A 23,971-nucleotide genomic window follows, 5' to 3' on the forward strand; every position below is an offset into this window, starting at 1 on the left:
GGGGAGGCCTTAGGCCGCCCGTTGCACCTGGGACAAGACGTCCTGTTTCATTCGCTCCGCGTCAAAGGCTTGTTTCTTCGTACAAATCGCAAACAGCACATTCAACAGCTTCCGGCATAATGCGACGATGGACTGCTTTCCGGTCAGCGGATTGACGGGGCGGGTCGTGTAATAGTCATGCAGCTCGCGAAACGCCTCGTTGTGCCGGATCAGCGGAATCATCGCCCGAAACAGCACCGATCGCAGCCGTTTCCGTCCCCGTTTGGAGATGTGCTTTTGCCCTTTGCGCTGGCCGGAGGAGTTCTCTTTGAGCGTCAGGCCCGCCAACTTCACCAATTGACGCGGGTCCCGATAGTGGGCGAAGCTGCCGATCTCCGCCAGCAGATCGATGATCGTGGCGTCTCCCAACCCGTCGACCGTTTTCAGCCATTGATACTCCATCGTCGTTTGAACCAACGCCTTCAACTCGGCGTCCAACGCGGCGATCTCAGCCTCCAATTGGCGGTATCGGCGGACGAGCGCGGCGATTTCAAACCGGGCCATCGTCGTCCCTTCCGTCACCCCAATCGAGTCCTTCGCGGCGTCGATCAACGCCTGAATTTTGGCCTTCTGCGGGCATTTCAGCCCTTCGCTTTGCCGGTACACCTCGATGAGCTCCTCGGCGGATCGGCTGGCCATATCGGCCGGAAGCGGCGTCCACTCCAGCACCGAAAGCGCCGTTTTCCCCAGGTCGCGAAACACCGTCCAAAACTCTGGAAAATATCGGTCGGTCCAGCGGACGATCGCGTTTTTCACCGCCGTCTGTTCCTTGCGGAGCTTCTCTTTGAGCGTGCTCCCGACGCGCAAATCGGCTTCGATCTCGTGCAGCAGCCGGGGGACGAGGAATCGTCCGTCTTTCGCCAGTCTGGCGATGACTAGGGCGTCTTTGGCGTCATGTTTCGTCGGCAGGTTGTCATCGAGTTCTTTCGACCGGCACACATGCGCCGGGTTGACCATGACCAACGGGATCCCGTGCTCCTCGAGGAAGTAGGCCAGGTTCAACCAGTAGTGCCCGGTCGGCTCCACCGCGACGATCACCTGCGGCTTTCCGAACGCTTGCATCGCCTCCTGAATCGCTTCATACAGCTGGCGAAAGCCCTCTTTCGACTGGAAGATCGGGAACGATTTGCGAAGCACACGCCCCCGGTCATCCACGAAGCAGGCGTAGTGGGTTCGTTTCGCGATATCGATGCCCACGACAAGCGTTTGTTCGGTGACTTGATCAATTTTATAGTTTTGTGTACAATTCATCTGAAGTCCTCCTTGGTATGGTGAGTGATGTGTTTGACACCCCTGCATCATACCAAGAGGGCTTTTTTTGATCAAGTCCCCGGAAAAGCACCTAACGGGAATGCTCCTTTCTTTTATCGTTTCCCGTTTGGCGGGGATTATTTGTCCGCGGCAGCTTCAGACGCTTGGCGAAAAACGGCAGGGAGCAATAAACCCTCGCCCGGGCGTTGTGCGGACGAACGACCCGGTATGTATAACAAAACACCTCTTCCCCCACAAAAGGGAAGAGGCGCTTTTTCCGTCGTTCCGTCCGCCGTTTCGGGCGCGACTCGGGTCGAGCCGCGAGTCATCTCCTCCGAGAAAACAGCGGCTTGGCGATGGAACACGTTGTTATTTCAACCGTTTCTCCAGTTCTTCCTTCAGCTGCTCATAGCCTGGTTTGCCGAGGAGGGCGAACATGTTCTTTTTGTATGCTTCCACTCCCGGTTGGTCAAATGGATTCACCCCGAGCAAGTAGCCGCTCATGGCGCATGCTTTTTCAAAGAAGTAGACGAGGTAGCCGAACGTATATTCATCGAGCTTCGGCAACGTGATGACCAAGTTCGGCACGCCGCCGTCCGTATGGGCGAGCAGCGTCCCTTCGAACGCTTTTGTGTTGACGAAATCAACCGTTTTTCCCGCCAAATAGTTCAGTCCGTCAAGGTCGTTTTCTTCGGCTTCAATGATCAGCTCATGACGCGGTTCTTCCAGCTTCAACACTGTTTCAAACAAATCGCGGCGCCCTTCTTGAATGTATTGGCCGAGCGAATGCAAATCGGTCGAGAAATCAGCGGAAGCCGGGTAAATGCCTTTTTGATCCTTCCCTTCGCTTTCGCCGAACAGCTGCTTCCACCATTCGGCGAAATAGTGCAGCGCTGGTTCGTAGTTGACGAGCAGCTCGATCGTTTTCCCTTTGTTGTACAAAATGTTGCGGATGGCGGCGTATTGGTAAGCGGCGTTTTCCTCAAGCTCCGAGGAGCTGAAATCGTCGCGCGCTTTGGCCGCTCCTTCCATCATGGCGTTAATATCCGCGCCGCTTGCGGCAATCGGCAGCAGCCCGACCGCCGTCAGCACCGAGTAGCGGCCGCCGATGTCATCCGGAATGACAAACGTCTCGTACCCTTCCTCATTGGCGAGCGTCCGAAGCGCGCCGCGCTTGCTGTCGGTCGTCGCGTAAATGCGGCGGCGCGCTTCCTCTTTGCCGTATTTCTCCTCAAGCAGCTTGCGGAAAATGCGGAAGGCGATCGCCGGCTCGGTCGTCGTCCCCGATTTGGAAATGACGTTGATCGAGAAGTCTTTCCCTTCCAAGAAATCGATGACGTCTTTCATATACGTCGAGCTGATGTTGTTGCCGACAAAAATGATTTGCGGCGTTTTCCGCTTTTCTTTTGGCAGGGCGTTGTAAAACGAATGGTGCAGCATCTCGATCGCCGCCCGCGCGCCAAGGTACGAGCCGCCGATGCCGATGACGACAAGAACATCAGAGTCCGATTGGATTTTTTTCGCCGCCTCCTTGATGCGCGCGAATTCTTCTTTGTCATAGTCGACCGGCCAGTCAAGCCAGCCTAAAAAGTCGCTTCCAACACCGGTTTTTTCATGAAGCGAATGATGCGCGACTTTCACGGCATCGCGCAAGTATGTAAGCTCATGTTCGCCAAAAAAGGCGAGCGCTTTCGAATAGTCAAAGCGAATGTGGGTCATCGATTTCCGCCTCCCCTTCAAGAATCATTGCCTTCTTTCACTTTAGCGGAATAAACAAGGGAAATCAAGCAGCCCACCTTTTTGGAAACGGATTCATTTTTCGCCATGTTCGCCGCGCCGATTTCCTTGCGTAACGTCTGGAGGGATGGTGATGCAACGAAAAAGACAGCTTATCCCAACCATTTTTCAATTAGAGAAACATTGTGAAATCGGCTCTCTTTTCTGATGAAACGCCGCCGATTTGCGAACAAAACTCGTTTTTCACCCGCCTTCTAGGGGGCTCAGGATGCTCGCCTCAAGAAACGTAATCAACGTTGTGCTTTTTCCTCATTCGAGAACCATGGATTTGAGCGAGGCGGCTGTTTTTTGCGCCCTCCTCCCTTTCCACCGTCCTGCGGGATCGGGAGCGCGCCCAGGCAAACCAAGAAAATAGGAAAAGCGCCAGCTCAGGCAGATTCCGTCGCCGAGCCGGCGCCATCATCGATCGATTCGCGAAGCCGCCGCATCGCCTCATTAAAGGGAAGCGCGCAAAATGGCGAGCACATCATCGCGGTTCAATGTTTTGAAACGGCCGAACTCGCCAAACGCCATCGCTTTATCGGCCATCAGCTCCAAGTTTTCCTCGCCGATGCCATAGTCCGCAAGCCGCGACGGCGCCCCGAGGCTCGACCAGAACTCGCGCAGCCGCTCGATGCCTTCAAGCGCCACATCGCGCTCGGATTTGCCCGCCGGATCGACATCGAACACACGCACCGCGAGCTGGGCGAAACGGCTGACGTTTTCATCGAGCACATGCTTCATCCAGTTCGGGAACAAAATCGCCAATCCCCCGGCATGCGGGATGTCATACACGGCGGAAACGGCATGCTCAATATTGTGCGTCGCCCAGTCGCCGCGGACGCCCATTTGCAAGAAGCCGTTTAAGGCGATCGTGCCCGAGTACATGATCGTCTCGCGCAGCTCGTAGTTTTCCAAATCGTTGATCAGTTTGGGCGCCGTTTCGATCACGGTTTTCAACACCGCTTCGCACATCCGGTCTTGCAATGGCGTGTTCGGCGTATGGTGGAAATATTGCTCAAACACATGCGACATCATATCAACGATGCCATACACCGTATGGTCTTTCGGAACGGTCATCGTATACGTCGGATCCAAAATCGAAAATTGCGGGAACGTAAACGGGCTGCCCCAGCCGTATTTTTCTTTCGTCTCCCAGTTTGTGATCACCGAGCCGGAATTCATCTCCGACCCGGTCGCCGCCAGCGTCAAGACGACGCCGAACGGCAGGGCGCCGGTGACGGGCGCTTTTTTCGTGATAAAGTCCCACGGATCGCCATCGAATTTCGCCCCGGCGGCGATCGCTTTCGTGCAGTCGATGACGCTGCCGCCGCCAACCGCCAGCAAAAACTCGACGCCTTCCCGCTTGCAAATGTCCACCCCTTTTCTTACGGTCGAGACGCGCGGGTTCGGTTCGACGCCTGGCAGTTCGATGACCTCGGCGCCAATGTTCCCCAATATCTTCATCACTTCATCATACAGTCCGTTTCGTTTGATGCTGCCGCCGCCATACACGAGCAGCACTTTCTTGCCGTAGCGCGGCACTTCTTCTTTGAGCCGTTCAAGCTGCCCTTTTCCGAAAATCAGTTTCGTCGGGTTGCGGAAAATAAACTCTTGCATATGGATGCCCTCCTTTTCCTGAATCTATTATGGCAGCGCCTGCCACCGGTTGTAAAGCCAACTGCTTTGGCGGCAAACGATGCATATTTTTCACGACTGCGATTCATCCTATAAGTTGAAAAGAAATTTTCCAAAGGAGGCAAACAAGATGGGAGCATTGCAGCGCATTGCGCTATTGTTGACCATTATCGGCGCCATTAACTGGGGACTAATCGGCTTTTTCCAATTTGACTTAGTCGCCGCCATTTTCGGCGGCCAAGACTCCGTTTGGTCGCGCATCATCTACAGCTTGGTCGGCATCGCCGGCTTGATCAACTTGGCGCTGCTGTTCAAACCGGCCGAAGAGCTTGGGCGCACTGAACCGAAAACATCGCGCACATGACGGAAAACCATTGGGACACTCACCGCCTGACGGTGGGTGTCTTATTTTTTTGCGCCTCTCCCGGCCTCAAAGCGTCATGGACTCTCACCGTTTGGGGCGCAGGGTTATGGTTTCGGTCCATTTTCTTTCTTGGACTGCTCAATCCATTCGCGCAGTTTTTCCTTCAACGGGCGAAACCCCGACTTGAGCGGCATTTTCATGCGCATATGGCGTTTTTCCTTTTCCCCGGCAGGTTCGAGCGCCTTTAGGGACAGGCTCGCCCTCCTCGCCTTTCGATCGACGTCCAACACCTTGACCGTCACTTCATCCCCGACATGGACGTAATCGCGCACATCTTTCACAAATTGATGGGAAATTTCAGAAATATGGATCAACCCTTGCATGCCGTCCTCAAGCTGGACGAACGCGCCATACGGCTGAATGCCCGTCACCTTCCCTTTCACGATCGCTCCTCGTTTGATCGTTGACAAGCGAAACACTCCTATTGATGAATTTCGTCTATGTTTCTGTATTATAACATAGACCGACAGCAAACCCCAAAAAAAGATGTCCCGCCGACGGCGGAACATCCCCAGTTACAGGCGCGCCAAAAACCGTTTCATTCGCTTAATGGCTTCTTGCAGCTGTTCGAGCGATGATGCGTATGAACAGCGGATATAGCCTTCCCCGCTTTGGCCGAAGACGTTGCCGGGGACGACCGCCACTTTTTCTTCGATGAGCAGCCGCTCAGCAAACTGCTCCGACGTCAAACCGGTCGGCTTGATGGACGGGAAAGCGTAAAACGCGCCGCCTGGCAAATGGCACGGCAGACCGATTTCATTGAGCGAGGCGACGAAATAGTTGCGCCGCCGCCGGTAGCTGTTGCGCATCTCGGCGACATCGCGCTCTCCGCTGCGAAGCGCCTCAAGCGCCCCATATTGCGCCATCGTCGGCGCGCACATCATGGCATACTGATGGATTTTCAACATCGCCTGCAAAATCTCGTCAGGCGCTGCCGCAAACCCGAGCCGCCATCCGGTCATCGCAAACCCTTTGGAAAAGCCGGAAATCAAAATCGTCCGCTCGCGCATGCCGCTAACAGCGGCCATGCTCGTGTACTCTCCTTCATACGTCAGCTCGGCGTAAATTTCATCGGCAATGACGAGCAAGTCGTGCGACTCAGCCAGACGGGCGATCGCTTCAAGCTCCGTGCGGCTCTGCACCGTTCCGGTCGGGTTGTTCGGCGAGCAGATGATGACCGCCTTCGTCCGCTCGGTGATCGCCCGTTCAAGGTGCGCCGGATTGAGCTGAAACTTGTCTTCGCCAGACGTGCAAACGGCCACCGGCCTCCCGCCCGCGAGCACGACAAGCGGCTCGTAGGCGACGAAACTCGGTTCGACGATGATCACTTCATCGCCCGGGTTGATGATCGCCCTAAGCGCCAAGTCGATGGCCTGGCTCGCCCCGACCGTCACTAAAATTTCTGTCTCCGGACAGTAGTCGACATGAAACTTGCGGCGCAAATAAGCGGCGATTTCTTGGCGGAGCTCCAAGAGCCCGGCGTTGGCCGTATACGACGTATAGCCTTGCTCGAGCGACAAAATGCTCGCTTCGCGAATGCTCCAGGACGTGACAAAATCCGGCTCGCCGACGCCGAGCGAAATGACGCCATCCATGGTGGAAGCAAGGTCGAAAAAACGGCGGATGCCGGATGGTTTCAAGCCCGCAACCGTTTCCGACACGTACGTTTTTCTCGTTTGCGGCTTCATGGCGACACCACGATGCGGCGATCTTGATCTCCTTGGTCAAAGACGATGCCATCGTGTTTGTATTTTTTCAAAATGAAATGGGTCGTCGTTGAAATGACAGAATCGAGCGTCGACAGTTTTTCCGATACAAATTGGGCGATTTCCGCCATCGAACGCCCTTCGATCACGACCGATAAGTCGTAGGCGCCGGACATTAAGTACACCGATTTCACTTCCGGGAATCGGTAAATGCGTTCCGCCACCTCGTCAAAGCCGACACCGCGCTTTGGGGTCACCTTGACGTCGATCATCGCCGTCACTCCTTCGCGGCCGTCCGCCTTCCGCCAGTCAATGAGCGCCGTATATTGGACGATCACTTTCGCCTCTTCTAACTTTTTGACGAGCGCTTCCGTTTCTTCGACCGGCAAATCGATCATCTTCGCCAGCACATCGATCGGCGTTCGTGCATCTTTTTCTAATATTTCGATAATTTCCAGCTCTTTTTCGCTCAATTTCACGCAGCATCCCTCCATTTCATCGGTCGGTTTCGCCAAACCGGCCGCCTGTCGTCATCACGGGAGCGGACAGGACGCCGCTTGCTTCAGCTCAAGCAGCCGGCGGGCGAGTTTTAGGCAGTGGGGAAAAGGAATCGGCTCGTCAAAGGCGAATTCATATATGGACTGAATGCGGGCGGCCAACGTGCGGGCGTCTTCCGTCTCATACACCGCCTGGAGCACGCTGGCCGCCTCGACGTCGTAGGCGTCTTTTCCAAGGCCAAACGGGTCCCAGGCGCCGATCCATTCAAGAAGAAGCCGATTCAACTGTTGTCCGTCCATGCCGCCGCCATCCACCTTCTTTCTTGATGCTATGATATAACCCATTATAAGCCATCGATTCGAAAAAAAGAAGGGAGAAGATGCAACAATGTTTCCATTCGATGAAGGGAAAGGACCGCATCGTTCGCGTGCTGAGAAAGGAGAAGGCGCGATCATGTTTCCGTTCGACCGCGTCATCGACCGCCGGGGCACGCTGTCGGTGAAATGGGATGACGTTCATCGCGTGTTCGGCCGCGAAGACGTATGGCCAATGTGGGTCGCCGATATGGATTTTCCCGCGCCGAAAGAAGTGCAAGAAGCGCTGCGGCAACGGGTGGAGCACGGCGTGTTCGGCTACACCGTCATTCCCGATTCACTCAAAGAAGCGGTGTGCCAATGGCTTGAACGCCGTCATGACTGGACGATCGATCCGTCTTGGCTCGTGTTTGCCCACGGCGTTGTGCCGGCGGTCGCCGCCGCCATCGAAGCGTTTTCCGAACCAGGGGATCGCATCATCGTTTTTTCCCCGGTCTACCGGCCGCTGTTTGATCTCGTCCGCCGTCATGACCGCACGCTTCTGTTCAGTCCGCTGCGCCTTGAGGAAGACAACTATGCGATCGACTGGGACGACTTGGAGCGAAAGCTGCCCGATGCCAAACTTCTCATCCTTTGCCATCCACACAACCCGGGAGGCAAATCATGGACAAAAGAAGAACTCGAACGGCTGGGAGAACTTTGCCTCAAGCACGGCGTCTTCGTCCTTTCCGACGAAATCCACGCCGATTTGACGCTCCCGCCAGCCAAACACACGCCGTTTGCCTCGCTCCACCCAGAGCTGGCTGCGCAAAGCGCCACGTTCCGCGCGCCGACGAAAACGTTCAACCTCGCCGGTTTGCAGGCGGCGGAAGTCATCCTTCCCAACGAATCGCGGCGCCGGGCGTTCCGCCGCGTCCAGCAGCGGCACGGCTTTTTTACGCTGAATGCGTTCGCCATCGTCGGAGCGGAAGCGGCCTACCGCCATGGCGGACCGTGGCTTGACGCCTTGCTTGATTACTTGCGGCAAAACATCGACATGACCGCTGCCTATTTAGCGGAACACTTGCCGCCGCTCCGTGTGATCCGGCCGCAAGCGACGTATCTCGTTTGGATCGACTGCCGCGGCCTTGGCCTTTCCGAGGCGGAGCTGAAGCGTCGGCTCCTTGAAAAAGGAAAACTCGCCGTCGAATTCGGCAACAAATTCGGCCAGGAAGGCGTCGGCTTCATCCGTTTGAATATCGCCTGCCCGCGCCCGACGCTGGAGGAAGGGCTGCGGCGGCTGGCGGCGGCGCTGCGCTAGCTTTGCGCCAAAGAAGAGCGGCCAAGCGGATGGCGAAAGGGAAAAGAAGCAACGCCGAATCCGTTGCGGGGTTCCTCCATCCATGTAAACCAAAAGAGCAAATGAAGCCAAACGATCGTTCCTTTCCGTTCTCTGTTCTGCCAACCATGTGCAGCAGAAGCCGTGCAACCGTCACTTTCTCGCATTTCCCATGCGAAGCGCTGCCCTGGCCACGTGAAACAGGGGCCCGCGCGCGAGCCCCTGTTTCACGACGACTTGATTTCCCCGCAGGCGATCCGTCCGCCGGCGTCTCCCGCCGGCTGGGTCATGCCGTCGTCTTTCTTGGCGTGAATGACGATCGATGTTCCGTCTTTTGTAAGCAGCGAGCCTTTCTCTCCTTCTTTCAGCGTCACATTGGGCGCCGTCAGCTCGACGTTGACCGTGCCGTCATCCTTCACAATAATGTTCGGCAAATCGCCGGCATGCGCCCCCTCCGGGTGTAAAAGGCCGTGCTTTTTCCCATCCGGATTGTAATGACCGCCGGCCGATTGGAAATCGGGGGGTTTGCAGCTTCCGTTTTCATGGATGTGAATGGCGTGCTCCCCCGGCGGGAGACCTTCTAGGTCAAGCTTCAGCCGCACCCCTTCCGCCTGTTCAGTCAACTCGATCGTACCGATCGAATCGCCGTCCGCATTGATCATCTCCACCGTCCGGCTCGTTCCATTCTCTTGGCCGCAGCCGGACAACACGAGCGCCGCAGCGAACACCACACCGTACGTTTTTCGCAACACGAACCACCCTCCGGCATCACTTGTTATCCGCCAGTATTGCCGGAGGGGGACTCGTTTATACTCCGGGCGGCTCCTTCCGTTCCTCTCGTTTTCCAAGCAACTGTTCTTCGAGTTGCTTCGCTTCCCTCTCTTGCCGCCGGGAGATAACGATGATGAGCCGCATCGTGAACACCGCCATCAAGAAAAAGACAGCAAACGAAATGGTTGCGGGAATGTATTCACGTTTGTCTTCCGGAAAGTACAAAAATAAATTCAGCACCGATGGCCACATAAGGAAACAACCTTTCTGCCTAAAAAATCGTCCACTTTCTATTATAACATAAAAAAGCCGCCGCCAACGCAGCAGGCTATAAAGCGAATTTTTTTCGCAGCTGGGTCAAATCAATCCGTTCTCCAATCGTCGGCGGCTTTGTCTTCGCCAAATATTTTTTGTCGTTTTCCACCAGCCGGAAAATCGTATACGCGGTGAACGCATCATCGAGCGCGCAATGGGCTTTTCCAACCGCCTCATTGCCGTACTCTTGCACCGCCTTGCGCAGCGCGGTTTGATTTTTGTTGCCGAAAAACCGCTTATACTCCATGGCTAAATCGCGGTGCTCGCCCGTAAACGGGAATTCCACTCGCGCCGATTGGCAGTTTTCCCGGAGCACTTTCATATCCATGCTCCCCCACGTCATCACCGTCGTCGGGCGGTCGCGGTCATATTGCCGAAGCAAGGAAACCAACTCATAAAAACTCATTCCGCGGTCGATTTGTTCTTGGGTGATGTTGAGAAATGACTTGCACCGTTCCGTGAGCTGCGGAAAGCGGAGCGGCTTCACATAGGAAGAAAATTGGCCGATGATCTGATCGTCCACAACCGCGACAAGGCCGACTTCAATAATTTCCGGGCAAAACCCGTTCGGGTTTGTTTTCGTCTCCGGCATCGTAAATTCAAAATCAAGAAACAAATATTGCGGGCTGTCCATCGTCGCTTCCCCCCTTTCCGGCACGCTGCTGCCGTCCGTCTTACTATTATTATATCACGCAGAAGCGATTGTTTATTTCTTTTTTCAGAAAATGGCGAAAAAGAGGCGGATGCCGTAGGAATCAACGAAAGCCTTGGCGAAAAAGAAGAAGGGCGGATAGACGCTTCCCATTCAAGCCAATCGTTTTTTCTTCCCCATCCTCTATAAGATCGGCGAAAAACAATCATTTCCCCTAAACCGATGGTTCTTGAGTGAAGAGAAGAGCAGCATTTATAAGGTTGATCCATTGAAGAAATGCTATTGTTGAGCCGCATTTCCTGTTAAATCACCAGCCTTCTATGATATGATCAAGAAAAAAGAGGGTGGATGGAATGAAAAATGTCGTGATTCATCAGATTGTCACATGGATTTTCACCGAAGACCAACTGCGGGCGTATTGGAAAAAACAGAAGAAGAACCTTCCGTTCAGCGGGCTGACGGACCGCCAGTACATGAAACTGGCTGAAGAAATGCTTGAACATTCCTCACACAGCCAGCTCGAGCAGCACTTGCTCGGCGGCCGCTGGCGCACAAAAGAGGAAGCCAAAGGCAGGGTGATCGCCGAAGACGAATCGCGCGATGACATCCATGTCGAAATCATTGACACCGACGCTTCAGCTGAACCGAGGCGGCGGATGTTGATGGATCGGGTGCGCGAAATCCTTTGTCCGCATTGTTCCTTTACGTTTTATGTTCGTGAAGCCTCGAGCAAACGCCGCGACTGGACATGCCCAGCGTGCGGGAGCGGCTTTTGCGACTTGACGCCATAGCAGAAAAGGGAGTGAGAACGAATGGATCATGCTGCTGCACATGTGTCAAACGTTCAGTATTATTTCGCCATTGCTGTTTTCTTGATTACATACGCTATGATCATCTCGGAAAAAATTCACCGGGCGGTCATCGCCCTGCTCGGAGCGGCGCTGATGGTCATCTTCGGCATCGTCGATGCGGAGAAAGCGTTCTCCCACCATATTGAATGGGGAACGATCACACTGCTGATCGGCATGATGATTTTAGTCGGCATCACAAGCAAATCCGGTTTTTTTCAATACATGGCCATTAAAGCAGCGAAACTCGCCAAAGGCCGCCCGGTCCGCATTTTAATCATGCTTTCACTGTTGACCGGACTGCTGTCGGCGTTTTTGGACAACGTGACCACCGTCCTGCTTGTCGTGCCGGTGACGTTCTCCATTACGCGCATGCTTCAAGTGAACCCGGTGCCGTACTTAATCTCCGAAGTGCTGTTGTCTAACATCGGCGGCACAGCGACATTGATCGGCGACCCGCCGAACATTATGATCGGCTCGGCGAACAAGCATCTCGACTTCAACGCCTTTTTGTTCAACTTGACGCCGATCGTCGCCGTAATCGCCATCGTCACGGTCGCGTTGCTCGCGTTTGTGTACCGCAAGCAGCTGAAAGCCGATCCAACGTTGATTCAAAAGCTGATGGAGCTTCGCGATGCCGACTACATTCAAGATGCGAAGCTGATGCGCAAATCGGTCGCCGTGCTCGGGCTGACGATTCTTGGCTTCATCCTTCATTCCGCCATTCACGTCGATGCGGCCGTCATCGCCATGACCGGGGCGGTCGCACTCATGCTCATCGCCGTGCCGGAGCACGAAATCGAGGATGTCTTCCATTCGATCGAATGGGGCACGATTTTCTTTTTCGCTGGACTGTTCGTCTTGGTCGGCGGGCTTGTTGACATCGGCCTGATCAAATCATTGGCCGAAAAAACGCTTGAGATCACCGGAGGCGATATTTCCACAGCCGCCTATTTCATCCTTTGGCTGTCCGGCGTCGCTTCGGCGACGATCGACAACATCCCGTTTGTCGCCACGATGATCCCGCTCATTCAAGATATGGCAGTCGGCATGGGACTGTCTCCAGACGCCCCGCAGATTGACGTGCTTTGGTGGGCCTTGTCTCTTGGCGCCTGCCTCGGCGGAAACGGAACGCTCATCGGCGCCTCGGCGAATGTGATTGTCGCCGGCATGGCCTCCCGCGAAGGGCACGGCTTTACGTACGTTGATTTTTTGAAAATCGGCGCGCCGCTCACGCTTATTGCCTTGCTCCTGTCGCATGCCTATTTATGGCTGCGTTATTTGTAGCGTCCCACCTGCGCAATGCATAAAGAAGGAGCGAAATCGCCGCTTGGCTTCGCTCCTTTTTGGCTGTTTGCACATATCGTAATATCGGATTCCATTTTCGGAAAGGAGGCGCAAGCAGCCATGTTCACCCCGTTCCCGCGGATGCCGGCCGGCCCGTACCCTCCGATCGACCCGGCGCTCTTTTCCCAGTCCGCCACTACGGCGCAGACGCTGATGAACGATGCTGCCACCGTTTTGAAAAAACTGGCCGAGTCCCGTTCGTTCGCGGCCTCGGTCATGTCGGCCGCCCAAGAAGGAAAAACGGAAGAAGTGAAACGCCTGATCCGCTCGCTTGGCATCCGCTCGCAAACCGAGGTGTATTTTAACCCCGACGGCATCCGCCTGACGTTGTCGCCGCCGCCCGGTTCGTTCCCGTGCTGCCAGCTTGCCATCGGCTTGCGCTGGAACGTGTTTCCTCCATTTCACGGATAGCCTTCGCCATCGCAACGCGCGATCAGCAAGCGGCGTTCTCTCTTCACATTCCCTGCTTTGGCGGCTGCCAACATCTGTTCACGACGGTCGCATCCGGCGCGACAGCGCCGCTTCCAGACGATGCACAGCGCTGGAGGCGGTGTTGTCGTTAGCGCCTTGCTGGGCCAGAAGCTCCTTTCACACCAAAACGGTTCTCGCCGCCGGCCTTCGTGAACCAAAAAAAGACAGCGATCGTCCCATCGCCGTCTGGCCCCTAAACAAACTTGCCGGGCACCAACGCCCGGCGTCCCTTTCCATTCACTTTGCGCACCCGCTCACCTAGGTCGATAAATGAGATCCCCGACAATGATCGTGATCAACGAAATCAACCATCGTCATCTTGACCGCCTTGTAGTCTAAAAAGCGCAACACTTGTTCTTCAAACATGTAGACGAAAAAGAACATGACCATCAGCATGGCAACAAACAAGACAAACATTTTTTTCGATTCATGGAAACCGGTTCTCCTTCATCAGAATGCATCCAACATACAGGCTTTCTCTATATTCTCCTTATAGAACGGAACAAACAGACGATTGTCGTTCTGTCGGCCGAATCCGCCACATCCATTTTTATTCGCCTTCGGTTAGGCAGGATGACTTGAACCTTTTGCATAATCGCTACTTTTTCGTTTGAATATGGTTTTTAATGTCATTTAGCAATTTCATGATTTCCTCATTTTGTTGTGTCACTCTTTTTAAATCTTTGGTTGCAAAAAGAACATATATAAGTTGAAACTTTGTTTTACATCCAGTAGAGCGCCCGCTGCATTCTATCAAAATGACTTGTTATGAAGGAAAACAGAATCGAACAATCGGAAAATCTTTATTGCAACTTATATAGTAAACCACGAAAACGAACAAACCGATCAAAAACAATACAATCAAAACGATCTCTAACAAATTGAGTTCACCCTTTATTTATTCTGAAAAGAGTAAATCCTCCAGAAGGCTGGTGATTTAACAGAAAATGCGGTTCAATCATGCCACTTCTCAAGTTGAGAAACCTTATAAATGTTCCTCTTCTCGCCACTCAAGAATCATCGGTTCAGGGGAAATGGGTGTTTTTCACCGGCCTTCCAGGTAATTATTAATTATTTTATGGTCTGTGTGGGTTTTTCATAGAACTTTTGACGCTACCTCAGTTCCTTACCAAGCACACGTTATGGTAAACCAACTATATATTTACAATTATAATTTTACTGGAAATTAAAAAAAAGGAACTTTATCACCATATCAAAAATAGGCATTTATTCATAAAAATCAATCAATTCGTTTCCTTCTATTCCTTTCATGCCGAAAAAACCACTGAAAAATGAGTAACACATTCGAGCCCCCAGCATTTTATCAGAACGACAAGACCACTCTAAGGGAACACGATTGGGAGGCGGCCATCTTTTTTCGCTCGATCCCCCGGCTTTTTCGAGGCGCGGAGCGGTCCAAGACGTTTTTCTTTCCCATCCATCCGCGCCCCTTCTTTTACGCATTGCCGTTTTCATCCGTCGGCTGCCGAGCCCCGATTTCCGCCGGGGTGCGCAAATCGTAGCCGTCGTCGTGTTTGCTTGTGTGGATGATGTCTTCGTTCGCCCCGATTTTGCTCGCCCGCTTCAACTCTTCATCCGGCACGAACCGCTCCATTGACAAGACCTCCTTTCACGCTCCTCGCCGCGTTGTCCGCATGAAGCGCTCGAGGAGTCGTTTTTCTTATCATCCCCCCCCAAGCCGCTTTATCATCCGCCGAAAAAAGAGGATTGACAGCCTAGCGGTTGTTCGGTACGATTTTGTTAACGAATAAAAAATGGGAGGTTTACATATGGAAGGACGGAGTTCCCTTCGACCGATTGACATGACGCTCGCCGCCATGTTCGTCGCCTTGATGGCGATCGGGGCGAACATTACGTCGTGGGCGCCGTTTCTTGTCGTCGGCGGTGTTCCCATTACGCTGCAAACGTTTTTCTGCGTCCTTGCCGGCGCGGTGTTAGGGCGGCGGCTCGGTGCGGTGGCCATGATTGTGTATATGCTCGTCGGCCTCGCCGGCGTGCCGGTGTTTGCCAAATTCAACGGCGGACTGTCGATGATTTTCCAACCGACATTTGGCTTCATTCTTTCCTTTATCGTTGCCGCTTATGCGACCGGATGGATCATCAACCGCGGCCCGCAGCCGGCGTCCAAGGCCCGTTTCATCACCGCCGCCTTGGTCGGCATGGTCATCAACTATGTCATCGGCACGAACTGGATGTACATGGCGTACAAACTATGGGCAGACGCGCCCGAAGGACTTTCGTACGGCATGGTGTGGGGCTGGATGCTTGCCCCGCTGCCGAAAGACATTTTGTTGTCGATCGCAGCCGGCTTGATCGCCCCAAGGATTTGCCGGGCGATCGGACGCTCTTCCGCCGCGGGCCGTTCGGCGGCCTAAATCTGAAAAGAGCCTGACTCAAAAGGGAAATTTCCCTTAACAACCATAAGAAAAGGGTGTCCCAACAAATCGGGACACCCTTTTTTCAAGTTAGAAAAACAACCGGAGAATTTGGTACACAAATCCGGCAATGAGCGCGGAGATTGGCAACGTGATGATCCACGTCATGACAATGCGGCGGGCGACGCCCCATTTGACGCCTTTCACCCGTTGGGCGGCGCCGACCCCCATGATGGCCGAGGAAATGACGTGCGTCGTACTGACTGGCAAATGCAACAACGTGGCGGAAAAAATGACGAGCGCCGAGGATAAGTCCGCTGCCGCCCCATTGACAGGGCGGATTTTCATAATTTTTCCACCGACCGTTTTGATGATCTTCCATCCGCCGACAGCCGTCCCCAATCCCATGGCTAAGGCGGCAGAAATGCGCACCCATTCCGGCACGACATCTGAGTGGTGCATTTCGGCAGCGATCAGCGCCATCGTAATGATGCCCATCGTTTTTTGGGCGTCATTCGTTCCATGCGTATACGCCTGCAATGCAGCCGTTACAACTTGAAATAGACGAAACCCTTTGGTTGTTCTTGTTAAATTGGCGTCTTTAAATAAGAAACGAAACAAACTCATAATGACAAACCCAACACCCATCGCCAAAAATGGAGAAATAATCAATGATTCCAAAATTTTAAGAAAACCTTGGTAGTGGATTACATCCCAGCCAGCGGCGGAAATGGCTGCCCCAGCGACCGAACCGATGAGTGCATGCGACGAGCTGCTCGGAATGCCATAATACCACGTAATTAAGTTCCAGGCAATGGCAGCAACCAGCGCTGCCAAAATGACGAGAGAACCGTTCTCAAGGGTGAATGGATCGACAATGTCTTTCGTAATCGTTTTCGCGACGCCGGTAAAGGTGAGCGCGCCGATAAAGTTCATCGTCGCAGCCAAAATAATGGCTTGACGCGGCGTGAGCGCCCTTGTCGACACCGACGTGGCAATGGCGTTGGCCGTATCGTGGAAGCCGTTGATAAAGTCAAACGCCAATGCGAAAATGACGATGCAGATCGTTAAAATCAGGATCGTATCCATAAACACAGCGTCCCCTTTTTATGCGTTGCGCATGATAATCGTCTCTAACGTATTGGCGACATCTTCACAACTGTCGGCAATCTCTTCCAACATTTCGTAAAGCTCTTTGTATTGAATGATTTTAATCGGGTCTTTTTGCGTCACAAACAAGTTTTTGATCGAGGCGCGCAAAATTTCGTCGCACTTCGTTTCATAGTCCTTGATTTTAATGGCATGTTGGCGCATATCAAGCAATTTTTTGTTCGCAAGCAGTTCGAGGGCGTGAACAATTTCGATCGTGCTTTGATAAATATAGTCAAAAAACTTCACCATATGTTCATCGATGTCCGTGAACGAAAACATTTCAAACCGCGCCGAACATTGCTCAAACCCGTCAAGCACATCATCCATTTTCATTGCCAACTGGTGGATGTCTTCCCGCTCGATCGGCGTAATGAACGTTTTGTTCAATTGGACGACCAGTTCATGGATGAATGAATCGCCCTTTCGTTCGTACTCTTTCATGACGCGGGCAAATTCTTTCAAGTCGCTTACGCTTTGAATTTTATACTCGACAAAATATTGCGCCGCTTCTTTCACATTTTCCGAAATCGTAAACAACATGTCGAAGAAAACGTCCTTTTTTGGGGAAAAGATCATTGAGGCCACCCTCCATCTCAAGAATCGAAAATCACCGCTACTTATTGTAGCAATTTACACAGCATTTACAATAAGACGCCCAAAAACTTTACACGAAATTTACATTACCTTTACATTTTGTTCGTTTTTCCTGCCCTTGTATTATGTAGCGTGCCAAACAAAAGCCGAAGCTATGCACATTGGCTTCGGCTCTCTCGTTCGACACCGCGCGGCCGCCCCTTCTATCCGGATCGCGGCAACCGCTTGCGTCTTGCTTATTCAAACCGTTCGACAAACGCGGTGAGCGTGCGCACCATCACGCCTGTCGCCCCAGCCGGACCGAGGTCGCCGTCTTTCTTTGTGGCGGCCGTTCCGGCGATATCCAAATGCACCCACGGCGTATCTTCCACAAATTCGCCGATGAATGCCCCGCCCATAATGGCGTGCCCTTCCCGCCCCGGAGAATTGTTCAAGTCGGCGATTTTGCTGCTTCGCACCCGCTCGCGGTCGTGTTCCGTAATCGGCAGCCGCCAAATGAACTCTCCGGTTTCCATCGACGCTTCAAGCAATTGCTCAAACAGCGCTTCATTGTTCGTCATCGCGCCCGTTTTGTCCGTGCCCAACGCGACGATCACCCCGCCCGTCAACGTGGCGACATCGATGATATAGCTGGCGCCGTGCTGTTTCGCATAGGTTACCGCATCGGCCAAAATGAGCCGTCCTTCCGCATCCGTGTTTTTCACTTCAATCGTTTTTCCCGACAAGGAGGTAATGACATCATCCGGCTTGAACGCCCCGCTGCTGATCATATTGTCGGTCGCCGGAATGACGGCGAGCACGTTTTGTTCCGGCCGCAGTTCGCCGATCGCTTCCATCGCCCCGAGCACCGCCGCGCCGGCCATATCGGTTTTCATGTCGACCATGCTGTCGCGCGGCTTCAAACAATAGCCGCCCGTATCGAACGTCACCCCTTTGCCGACCAGGGCGATCACGTCTTCCCACTCGTCTTTTCCTTGGTATTTTAAGACGATCAGTTTGGGCGGCTGTTTCGAGCCTTGATTGACGGCCAAAAGCGCTCCCATGCCGAGCCGCTCCATGTCTTCTTTCTCCAAAACTTCATAATCAAAATCGTACCGGTTCGCGAGCTTCACGGCATAATCAGCCAAATCCGACGCCGTCAGCAAATTCCCCGGCGTATTGACAAGCGTGCGCGCCGAATTCGTCGCCTTCCCGTATACCGAGCCGACAAACAAGCTCGCTTCAATTTCCGCCGCTTCGGCCGCCGTGTAGACGATGAGCGATTCGAGCTGGTAGTCCGGTTCTGACTTTTTCTGCTTATACCCAGGGAATTCATACGTCGCCAAATGATAGGCTTCCGCCAAGGCGTGCGCCGCTTCGTTTTCATCGACGGCCTCGGTCGTAAACGTGTCCAGCGCGACCGCCGCTTTCGTCCGCTTCGCCTGCTTCAACGCGCGAAACAGCTTGCCGAACACCTCGCGCAGCCGCTCAAACGTCAACTCTTCTTTTTTGCCGAGACCGACGAAATACAGCCGCTTCGCCCCCATCGGCAAAAATGGATGAACGGTGGCGATGCGCCCCCGCTTCGCGGAAATATCGCCTTCTTTCTGCAGTTCCGACAGCCGTCCGCCAAGACGGGCATCGTATTCGCCGGCAAGGCCGCTCCATGAATTCGCCCCTTCAAACAAACCGATGACAAGCGCTTCATCCCGTTCCTCTGCCGACGGCAAAGGTTTTACCGTAAACATCGTCTCATCCCTTTCCATGTTGATTCATTCCCACCTCCATTATAGCGAAGCAAAGCGATTCTTTCGACTATCTAACTTTCTCTCCTTGCGTTCACGCAAAAAAATCAGCCGAAACGGACAGGAAATCACGCGAGGCAAGGCGAATCCGTAATCATCACGATGATTTAGAAAGGACCGACGCTGATGAGAATCGTTTCCCTTTGTCCAAGCAACACCGAACTGCTCGCCTATCTCGGCCGCCTTGACGATGTCGCCGCCGTCGACGATTCGTCCGACTGGCCGCCGGAAGTGAAGCAGCTGCCGAAAGTCGGGCCGGATCTGCACATTGATATGGATCAAGTCGAGGCGCTCAAACCGGATCTCGTCGTCGCATCCCTAAGCGTGCCCGGCATGGAGCGCAACGTCAAGGAGCTCAAACGGCGCGGGCTCCCGCATCTCGTGCTGGCGCCGAATTCGCTCGATGACATTGCCAACGACCTTCTTCGGCTTGGCGAGGCGCTTGGCGAAACGAAAAAAGCGGCCGAACTCGTCCGCCGCTATCATGACGTGCTTGATTGGCATCGCGAGCGGGCCGCATCGGCTGAACCGGCCCGCCTCTATTGGGAATGGTGGCCGCGCCCCGTGTTCACCCCGGGCGGCGCCAACTGGCTGAGCGAACTAAGTGAGCTCGCCGGCGGGCGCAACATTTTCTCCGACATCCCGCAAGCGAGCGTTCAAACGGAATGGGACGACGTTCTCGCCCGCAATCCGTCGCACATCTTGCTCGTTTGGGTCGGCGTGCAGACAAAAAAAATGAGCCCGAAAGCCGTCACGGCGCGCCCGAATGCCCAACAGGCCGAGGCGGTCCGCACCGGGAACATCCACATTTTAGAAGAATCGCTCTATTGCCGCCCGTCTCCGCGCCTCTTGGTTGGATTAAAAAAATTGGCGCCGCTTTTGCATCCGGCGCTGTTTCCTCCCGCTGACGACAGCGATCCGCTCCTTGGCGGCTGACGGGCGGGAGCCCTCCTTTAACTTTTCGATTCCAAATATTGCTGCCGGAACACTTGCATCGTTTCATCTTCGTTCAGCCGCTTCAACTCCTCTTCCGACAGCGTGCCGTCCCCTTTTTGGATAATGTAAACTTGCACTTTCCTTTTTCCCCAATATTTATAGACATCTTCCACGGTTTCGTAATATAAATCAAGACGATGGCCTTTGATCGCCCCGCCTTTGTCGGCGACGACGCCGAATCCGTATCCAGGGATGAACAAAATCGTGCCGATCGGAAAGATCGATAAATCGGCAGCAATCGTCGAATAAAGGTCGCGCTTGACGCGGACGCCGGAGTAGGTGATGCCATACTCAGGGTGATCGGGCGTTTTCCCGGTCGATTCAATGCCGGCTGTATAGCCGGTGGCGACCACTTCAACGGATGGATATTTTGACCAGTCAAAATGATCCTCAAGCCGCAAAACGGAGCGGCCCCCGTTTTTCGCGAGCTCTTTCATTCCCCAAATGGGCTGATGATCCATCGATAAAGCGCTCGGAAAGGGATGGAGAACCGTCTTCGCGTCAACCCCGGAAACGGACTCGAATGTCGCCAAGAGCGCCGCCAAAAACAGCAGCGTCATCGCGGTTCGGCGCACGAACTGCCTAAACCCATTCAATGCTCTCAACTCCTCTCACACCTCTATTTATCTCCATTCAAAATCGAAATATTCATTGCGAAGACGGCAAAAAACGAATAAGCCGCCAGCTTCACCACGTCGATGAACGGCTTTGGCGCAAGCATCCTCGGCAACGGTTGCGCCTATGGCCCGACACATCCGCTCCGCACAAACGCCATCATCAGCCTGTCCGCCAAAAAGAGTCCTCACCGCAACATATACTGGACAAGCGATATCGTTTCCGGAGCAAGGATGCGCAAGCCATTGCTCAATTTTCCCTGCAAGAGGGCATGTTCTGAAAAAATCAAGCGCCGCTTCCGACGAAAAGCCAAAAAAAAAACGCCTCTGCAGGGCAGAGACGCTTTAAAACATTTGATACCCTTTCGCCCGCAGCGTGCGGATCGCCCATCCGGCGCAAAGAGCGCCGGCAAAGCCGCTTGACAAAATCAACAGATCCGCCGCCGCCAGCGAAGCGATTTTCCGGCCGAGCGCGGCGAACGCCTCGGACGGCGCGGTGAAATAGCGCGTCAACGGCACATCATCAATAATGAAAACCGCAATCAACGGAAAGCAGACCGCCAAAATCCACGTCATGCGCAAAATCATGTTCAACAAAAAACCAATGCCAAAAAACAAAACGAAAAACAATACCATCGAAATCAATACGACTGGCAAACTCATTTGCATCCGCCCTTCACCTCCCGTACACCCGTTTTCAGTGTACTGGATCGGGCGGATGACCGTCAATGTTCGTTCTCTTCTTCATGATCGCCTGATTGTTTCCAAACGATGTTTCATGTCCTCAGACGAACGTCAATGGTCGTCATCCTCTTCGTGATCGCTTCCCGTTCCTTGGCAACTGTAGCACGTTTCCGATCCGCCCAAAAGCAGCTGAACGTATCCATGCCCCTCGCAGTACGGGCAGTCGTTTATGGTCCATGTTTTTGTCATCGATGTTCCCCTCCGTTTCTTTTTTTGTTAATATATCAAAATTTTCTGTAAAAACAAACGGCGATTCTCCCCCATTTTCGTTTGTGTAAGCGGATACATCTTTCGATCGCTTTTATTTTCTTGACGATTCTTTCAATTTCGATGATTCGAAGTAAAGGCGGTATTTCGTGTAGCCGAACGGATCGCCGGGATTGAGTCCGTCATGCAGCGAAAGGGAATCAAGCGGCTCGAGCGCCAACAAATAGCGAAGCAAGCCTGATGTGTTCGGATCATTCTGAAGCGCCGTTTTGCTTAAAAACGCGGCGGCATACAGCTCATCCGTCTGCACGACGATGTCGCGCGAGAGCGGGCGCAACAGAAAAATCGCCATATTGTCGCTGATCTCCCCAGCGATGACGCCGGTGCGCAAGCCAAGAAGCGCGACCGGTTCGGCGTCGATCCCCGTTTCTTCCTTCACTTCCCGAACCGCCGCCTCATCGAGCATTTCCCCCGGCTGGACGAACCCCGCCGGCAGCGACCATTTGCCTTTTAGCCCGCTGTATTTTTTCTTGACAACGAGCCATTCCCCATTCTCGTTTATGACCAGTCCGGCCGCCGCAATCCAAACGTTTCCTCGTTTGTTGTCCATCGTCCTCATCCTTTTCTCCCTATCGTTATGCACTGTTTGTATTTCGACAATCGAGCGGCGGATCCCTGTTTCGTTGCCATACAAAAAGCTCCCGCCATCACGGGAGCTTTTTGAATCGATTAGAAAAATTTAAATTTGCCTTTTTTCATCACAAGCGACGAACCGCCGATCAAATACAGGGCGCGGTTGTCAATCACTTTTTTCATGAAGCTCGCTTTGGCGCCCCACAGCTTTTTGCCGAACACGACGCCGATGGCATCATCATGGCCGAGCGAGCAAACCGTCCCTTTAATATCCGGCTTAAACGGCTCCAGCTCCCCTTGTCCACGGATGAGCACCGCCAAGTTTTTCGCGCACAGCTGGCCTTCTTGCATGGCGATTTGCGCCGTCGGCGGATACGGGCGGTTCGTTTCTTCATCAATCACGAGCGAACAGTCGCCGACGACGAAAATGTCTTCATGCCCCGGGACACGCAAGTACGGGTCCACTTTAATGCGCGCCCGCGCCGCTTCAAATCCAGATTCCTCGATGACGCGGCTGCCGCGCACGCCGGCCGCCCAAATGACTGTGCCGGCTTTAATTTCCTCGACATCATCACCTTTGGCGACAATGATGCCATCCGGCGTGCATTCCTTAATCGCCGTGCCGATTCGAAACTCGACTCCTTTGCGCTCAAGCTGGCTGACCGCGTACTCGACGAGCTCCGGATCGAAGCCCGGCAGCGCCGTGGGCGCCGCCTCCACGCAAATGATGCGCACTTTGTGCGGGTCGATGTCATACTCGCGGCACAGCTCCGGCATCCGGTTGGCGAGCTCGCCTAAAAATTCAATGCCGGTAAATCCCGCCCCGCCGACGACGATCGTCAATCGCTCCTCTTTCTTTTCCTCTTCCGCGTTGTACGTCGCAAACTGGTATTCGATATGTTCGCGGATTTGCCGCGCGGCGTCGACATTGGCGATCGAAAATGCGTATTCCTTCAACCCTTTGATGCCGAACGTTTCTGATTCAAACCCAAGGGCAATGACGAGATAATCGTACGTCAGCTCGCCGTTTTCAAGCAGCACTTTCTTTTCGTTTGGAATGATTTTCGTCACCGTATCTTGGATGAATTTCACTTTGTTCCGGTCGATGACATCGCTGATCGGATAGCGGACGCGGTCATGATGCAGCGTCCCGGCCGACGCCTCATGAAGCCATGTCGTCTCATAATGGTAATCGTGCTTGTTTACGAGCGTAATGTTCGCTTCGTTCACGCCGATGAGCTTTTGCAGGCGAACGGTCGTCATCAACCCGCCATAGCCAGCGCCTAAAATGACAACGTTTGGTTTTCTCACCTGAATCACTTCCACCCTTTTTCATTTTTTCTCATTCATTTGTTATAGCTTTTGCTGCGGTCCCCGTTTTTATTGAGCGAAGTTTGTGAAATAATTCACGTTAACCGCCAAAAAAATGTCGAGGGACTGTCACAAAAAATTAACAATCTCTCCACAAAACATATTAGTCCTT

The 23,971-nt window shown here is 53.6% G+C and carries 27 protein-coding genes; 7 read left to right on the plus strand and 20 right to left on the minus strand.

Annotated features, from left to right (window positions below):
• Window positions 1-9 precede the first annotated feature (9 nt).
• From GYMC52_RS15185 to GYMC52_RS15195, 3 genes are all read right to left on the minus strand, one after another.
• The gene (locus tag GYMC52_RS15185; protein WP_012820563.1) at window positions 10-1,290 is read right to left on the minus strand and encodes an IS110 family transposase; all 1,281 of its coding nucleotides are present in this window, start codon (window positions 1,288-1,290) and stop codon (window positions 10-12) included.
• Between the two features lie 369 nt (window positions 1,291-1,659).
• Window positions 1,660-3,009, minus strand: coding sequence for a glucose-6-phosphate isomerase (locus tag GYMC52_RS15190; RefSeq protein WP_011232395.1), 1,350 nt, complete (start codon window positions 3,007-3,009; stop codon window positions 1,660-1,662).
• 513 nt (window positions 3,010-3,522) lie between these two features.
• Window positions 3,523-4,686, minus strand: a complete 1,164-nt coding sequence (locus tag GYMC52_RS15195; protein ID WP_013524505.1) for an iron-containing alcohol dehydrogenase — start codon at window positions 4,684-4,686, stop codon at window positions 3,523-3,525.
• A gap of 148 nt (window positions 4,687-4,834) precedes the next feature.
• Between GYMC52_RS15195 and GYMC52_RS15200 the strand changes: the two genes are divergently transcribed.
• Window positions 4,835-5,068, plus strand: a complete 234-nt coding sequence (locus GYMC52_RS15200; RefSeq protein WP_011232397.1) for a DUF378 domain-containing protein — start codon at window positions 4,835-4,837, stop codon at window positions 5,066-5,068.
• A 104-nt stretch (window positions 5,069-5,172) separates the two neighbouring features.
• Here GYMC52_RS15200 and yugI read toward each other — a convergent pair whose 3' ends face one another.
• The 4 genes from yugI to GYMC52_RS15220 all read right to left on the minus strand — a co-directional run bounded on the left by yugI (window position 5,173) and on the right by GYMC52_RS15220 (window position 7,631).
• Window positions 5,173-5,538: a S1 domain-containing post-transcriptional regulator GSP13 gene (yugI, locus tag GYMC52_RS15205; RefSeq protein WP_013524506.1), complete on the minus strand. Its 366-nt coding sequence runs from the start codon at window positions 5,536-5,538 to the stop codon at window positions 5,173-5,175.
• Between the two features lie 105 nt (window positions 5,539-5,643).
• Entirely contained in the window at window positions 5,644-6,816 is a 1,173-nt protein-coding gene (locus GYMC52_RS15210) for an aminotransferase (protein WP_013524507.1), read from the minus strand.
• Window positions 6,813-7,313, minus strand: a complete 501-nt coding sequence (locus tag GYMC52_RS15215; protein ID WP_013144362.1) for an Lrp/AsnC family transcriptional regulator — start codon at window positions 7,311-7,313, stop codon at window positions 6,813-6,815. The genes GYMC52_RS15210 and GYMC52_RS15215 overlap by 4 nt, the downstream gene beginning before the upstream one ends.
• Before the next feature lie 54 nt (window positions 7,314-7,367).
• A complete protein-coding gene (locus GYMC52_RS15220) occupies window positions 7,368-7,631 on the minus strand; it encodes a YugE family protein (RefSeq protein WP_013524508.1) in 264 nt (87 codons plus the stop codon).
• Between the two features lie 154 nt (window positions 7,632-7,785).
• On the opposite strand from GYMC52_RS15220, the gene GYMC52_RS15225 reads away from it, so the two are divergent.
• Entirely contained in the window at window positions 7,786-8,946 is a 1,161-nt protein-coding gene (locus GYMC52_RS15225) for a MalY/PatB family protein (protein ID WP_013524509.1), read from the plus strand.
• A gap of 245 nt (window positions 8,947-9,191) precedes the next feature.
• Here GYMC52_RS15225 and GYMC52_RS15230 read toward each other — a convergent pair whose 3' ends face one another.
• From GYMC52_RS15230 to kapD, 3 genes are all read right to left on the minus strand, one after another.
• On the minus strand, window positions 9,192-9,716 hold the full coding sequence (locus tag GYMC52_RS15230; RefSeq protein ID WP_013524510.1) for a superoxide dismutase family protein: 525 nt from the start codon (window positions 9,714-9,716) through the stop codon (window positions 9,192-9,194).
• A gap of 55 nt (window positions 9,717-9,771) precedes the next feature.
• Window positions 9,772-9,987: a hypothetical protein gene (locus tag GYMC52_RS15235; RefSeq protein ID WP_013524511.1), complete on the minus strand. Its 216-nt coding sequence runs from the start codon at window positions 9,985-9,987 to the stop codon at window positions 9,772-9,774.
• Window positions 9,988-10,063: 76 nt separating this feature from the next.
• Window positions 10,064-10,684 (minus strand): 3'-5' exonuclease KapD, encoded by a 621-nt coding sequence (kapD, locus tag GYMC52_RS15240; protein WP_013524512.1) that lies wholly within the window; start codon window positions 10,682-10,684, stop codon window positions 10,064-10,066.
• 371 nt (window positions 10,685-11,055) lie between these two features.
• On the opposite strand from kapD, the gene GYMC52_RS15245 reads away from it, so the two are divergent.
• From GYMC52_RS15245 to GYMC52_RS15255, 3 genes are all read left to right on the plus strand, one after another.
• The gene (locus GYMC52_RS15245) at window positions 11,056-11,493 is read left to right on the plus strand and encodes a hypothetical protein (protein ID WP_013524513.1); all 438 of its coding nucleotides are present in this window, start codon (window positions 11,056-11,058) and stop codon (window positions 11,491-11,493) included.
• 21 nt (window positions 11,494-11,514) lie between these two features.
• Window positions 11,515-12,837, plus strand: coding sequence for an ArsB/NhaD family transporter (locus GYMC52_RS15250; RefSeq protein WP_013524514.1), 1,323 nt, complete (start codon window positions 11,515-11,517; stop codon window positions 12,835-12,837).
• Window positions 12,838-12,957: 120 nt separating this feature from the next.
• Window positions 12,958-13,308, plus strand: coding sequence for a hypothetical protein (locus GYMC52_RS15255; protein ID WP_013524515.1), 351 nt, complete (start codon window positions 12,958-12,960; stop codon window positions 13,306-13,308).
• Window positions 13,309-13,626: 318 nt separating this feature from the next.
• Here GYMC52_RS15255 and GYMC52_RS19675 read toward each other — a convergent pair whose 3' ends face one another.
• Together GYMC52_RS19675 and GYMC52_RS19830 are read right to left on the minus strand one after the other, a co-directional pair.
• Window positions 13,627-13,785: a hypothetical protein gene (locus tag GYMC52_RS19675; RefSeq protein ID WP_162467751.1), complete on the minus strand. Its 159-nt coding sequence runs from the start codon at window positions 13,783-13,785 to the stop codon at window positions 13,627-13,629.
• 1,039 nt (window positions 13,786-14,824) lie between these two features.
• Window positions 14,825-14,983 carry a hypothetical protein gene (locus tag GYMC52_RS19830; RefSeq protein ID WP_013524517.1) on the minus strand — a complete coding sequence of 53 codons (159 nt, stop codon included), beginning with the start codon at window positions 14,981-14,983 and terminating at the stop codon, window positions 14,825-14,827.
• A gap of 175 nt (window positions 14,984-15,158) precedes the next feature.
• Here GYMC52_RS19830 and GYMC52_RS15260 point away from each other — a divergent pair, with 175 nt between their 5' ends.
• The gene (locus GYMC52_RS15260) at window positions 15,159-15,764 is read left to right on the plus strand and encodes a biotin transporter BioY (RefSeq protein ID WP_013524518.1); all 606 of its coding nucleotides are present in this window, start codon (window positions 15,159-15,161) and stop codon (window positions 15,762-15,764) included.
• A 90-nt stretch (window positions 15,765-15,854) separates the two neighbouring features.
• Here the strand turns inward: GYMC52_RS15260 and GYMC52_RS15265 are convergent, their stop codons facing one another.
• From GYMC52_RS15265 to GYMC52_RS15275, 3 genes are all read right to left on the minus strand, one after another.
• Complete coding sequence (locus tag GYMC52_RS15265; protein ID WP_013524519.1) at window positions 15,855-16,853, minus strand: inorganic phosphate transporter; 999 nt, start codon at window positions 16,851-16,853, stop codon at window positions 15,855-15,857.
• Window positions 16,854-16,871: 18 nt separating this feature from the next.
• Window positions 16,872-17,492, minus strand: coding sequence for a DUF47 domain-containing protein (locus GYMC52_RS15270; RefSeq protein ID WP_011232416.1), 621 nt, complete (start codon window positions 17,490-17,492; stop codon window positions 16,872-16,874).
• Window positions 17,493-17,746: 254 nt separating this feature from the next.
• A complete protein-coding gene (locus tag GYMC52_RS15275; protein ID WP_041469482.1) occupies window positions 17,747-19,237 on the minus strand; it encodes a leucyl aminopeptidase in 1,491 nt (496 codons plus the stop codon).
• A 183-nt stretch (window positions 19,238-19,420) separates the two neighbouring features.
• Here GYMC52_RS15275 and GYMC52_RS15280 point away from each other — a divergent pair, with 183 nt between their 5' ends.
• Window positions 19,421-20,230, plus strand: a complete 810-nt coding sequence (locus GYMC52_RS15280; RefSeq protein ID WP_013524521.1) for a cobalamin-binding protein — start codon at window positions 19,421-19,423, stop codon at window positions 20,228-20,230.
• A gap of 17 nt (window positions 20,231-20,247) precedes the next feature.
• Here GYMC52_RS15280 and GYMC52_RS15285 read toward each other — a convergent pair whose 3' ends face one another.
• The 5 genes from GYMC52_RS15285 to GYMC52_RS15300 form a co-directional block, all read right to left on the minus strand.
• A complete protein-coding gene (locus GYMC52_RS15285; RefSeq protein WP_013524522.1) occupies window positions 20,248-20,886 on the minus strand; it encodes a 3D domain-containing protein in 639 nt (212 codons plus the stop codon).
• A 363-nt stretch (window positions 20,887-21,249) separates the two neighbouring features.
• Window positions 21,250-21,573 (minus strand): YuiB family protein, encoded by a 324-nt coding sequence (locus GYMC52_RS15290; protein ID WP_013144344.1) that lies wholly within the window; start codon window positions 21,571-21,573, stop codon window positions 21,250-21,252.
• Window positions 21,574-21,699: 126 nt separating this feature from the next.
• Window positions 21,700-21,837 (minus strand): YuiA family protein, encoded by a 138-nt coding sequence (locus GYMC52_RS19630; RefSeq protein WP_013524523.1) that lies wholly within the window; start codon window positions 21,835-21,837, stop codon window positions 21,700-21,702.
• A 112-nt stretch (window positions 21,838-21,949) separates the two neighbouring features.
• Entirely contained in the window at window positions 21,950-22,465 is a 516-nt protein-coding gene (locus GYMC52_RS15295; RefSeq protein ID WP_041469484.1) for an NUDIX domain-containing protein, read from the minus strand.
• A 119-nt stretch (window positions 22,466-22,584) separates the two neighbouring features.
• Window positions 22,585-23,808 (minus strand): NAD(P)/FAD-dependent oxidoreductase, encoded by a 1,224-nt coding sequence (locus GYMC52_RS15300; protein ID WP_013524525.1) that lies wholly within the window; start codon window positions 23,806-23,808, stop codon window positions 22,585-22,587.
• Between the last annotated feature and the right edge of the window lie 163 nt (window positions 23,809-23,971).

The sequence above is a fragment of the Geobacillus sp. Y412MC52 genome (genome assembly GCF_000174795.2).
In the GTDB taxonomy this organism is placed as follows: domain Bacteria; phylum Bacillota; class Bacilli; order Bacillales; family Anoxybacillaceae; genus Geobacillus; species Geobacillus thermoleovorans.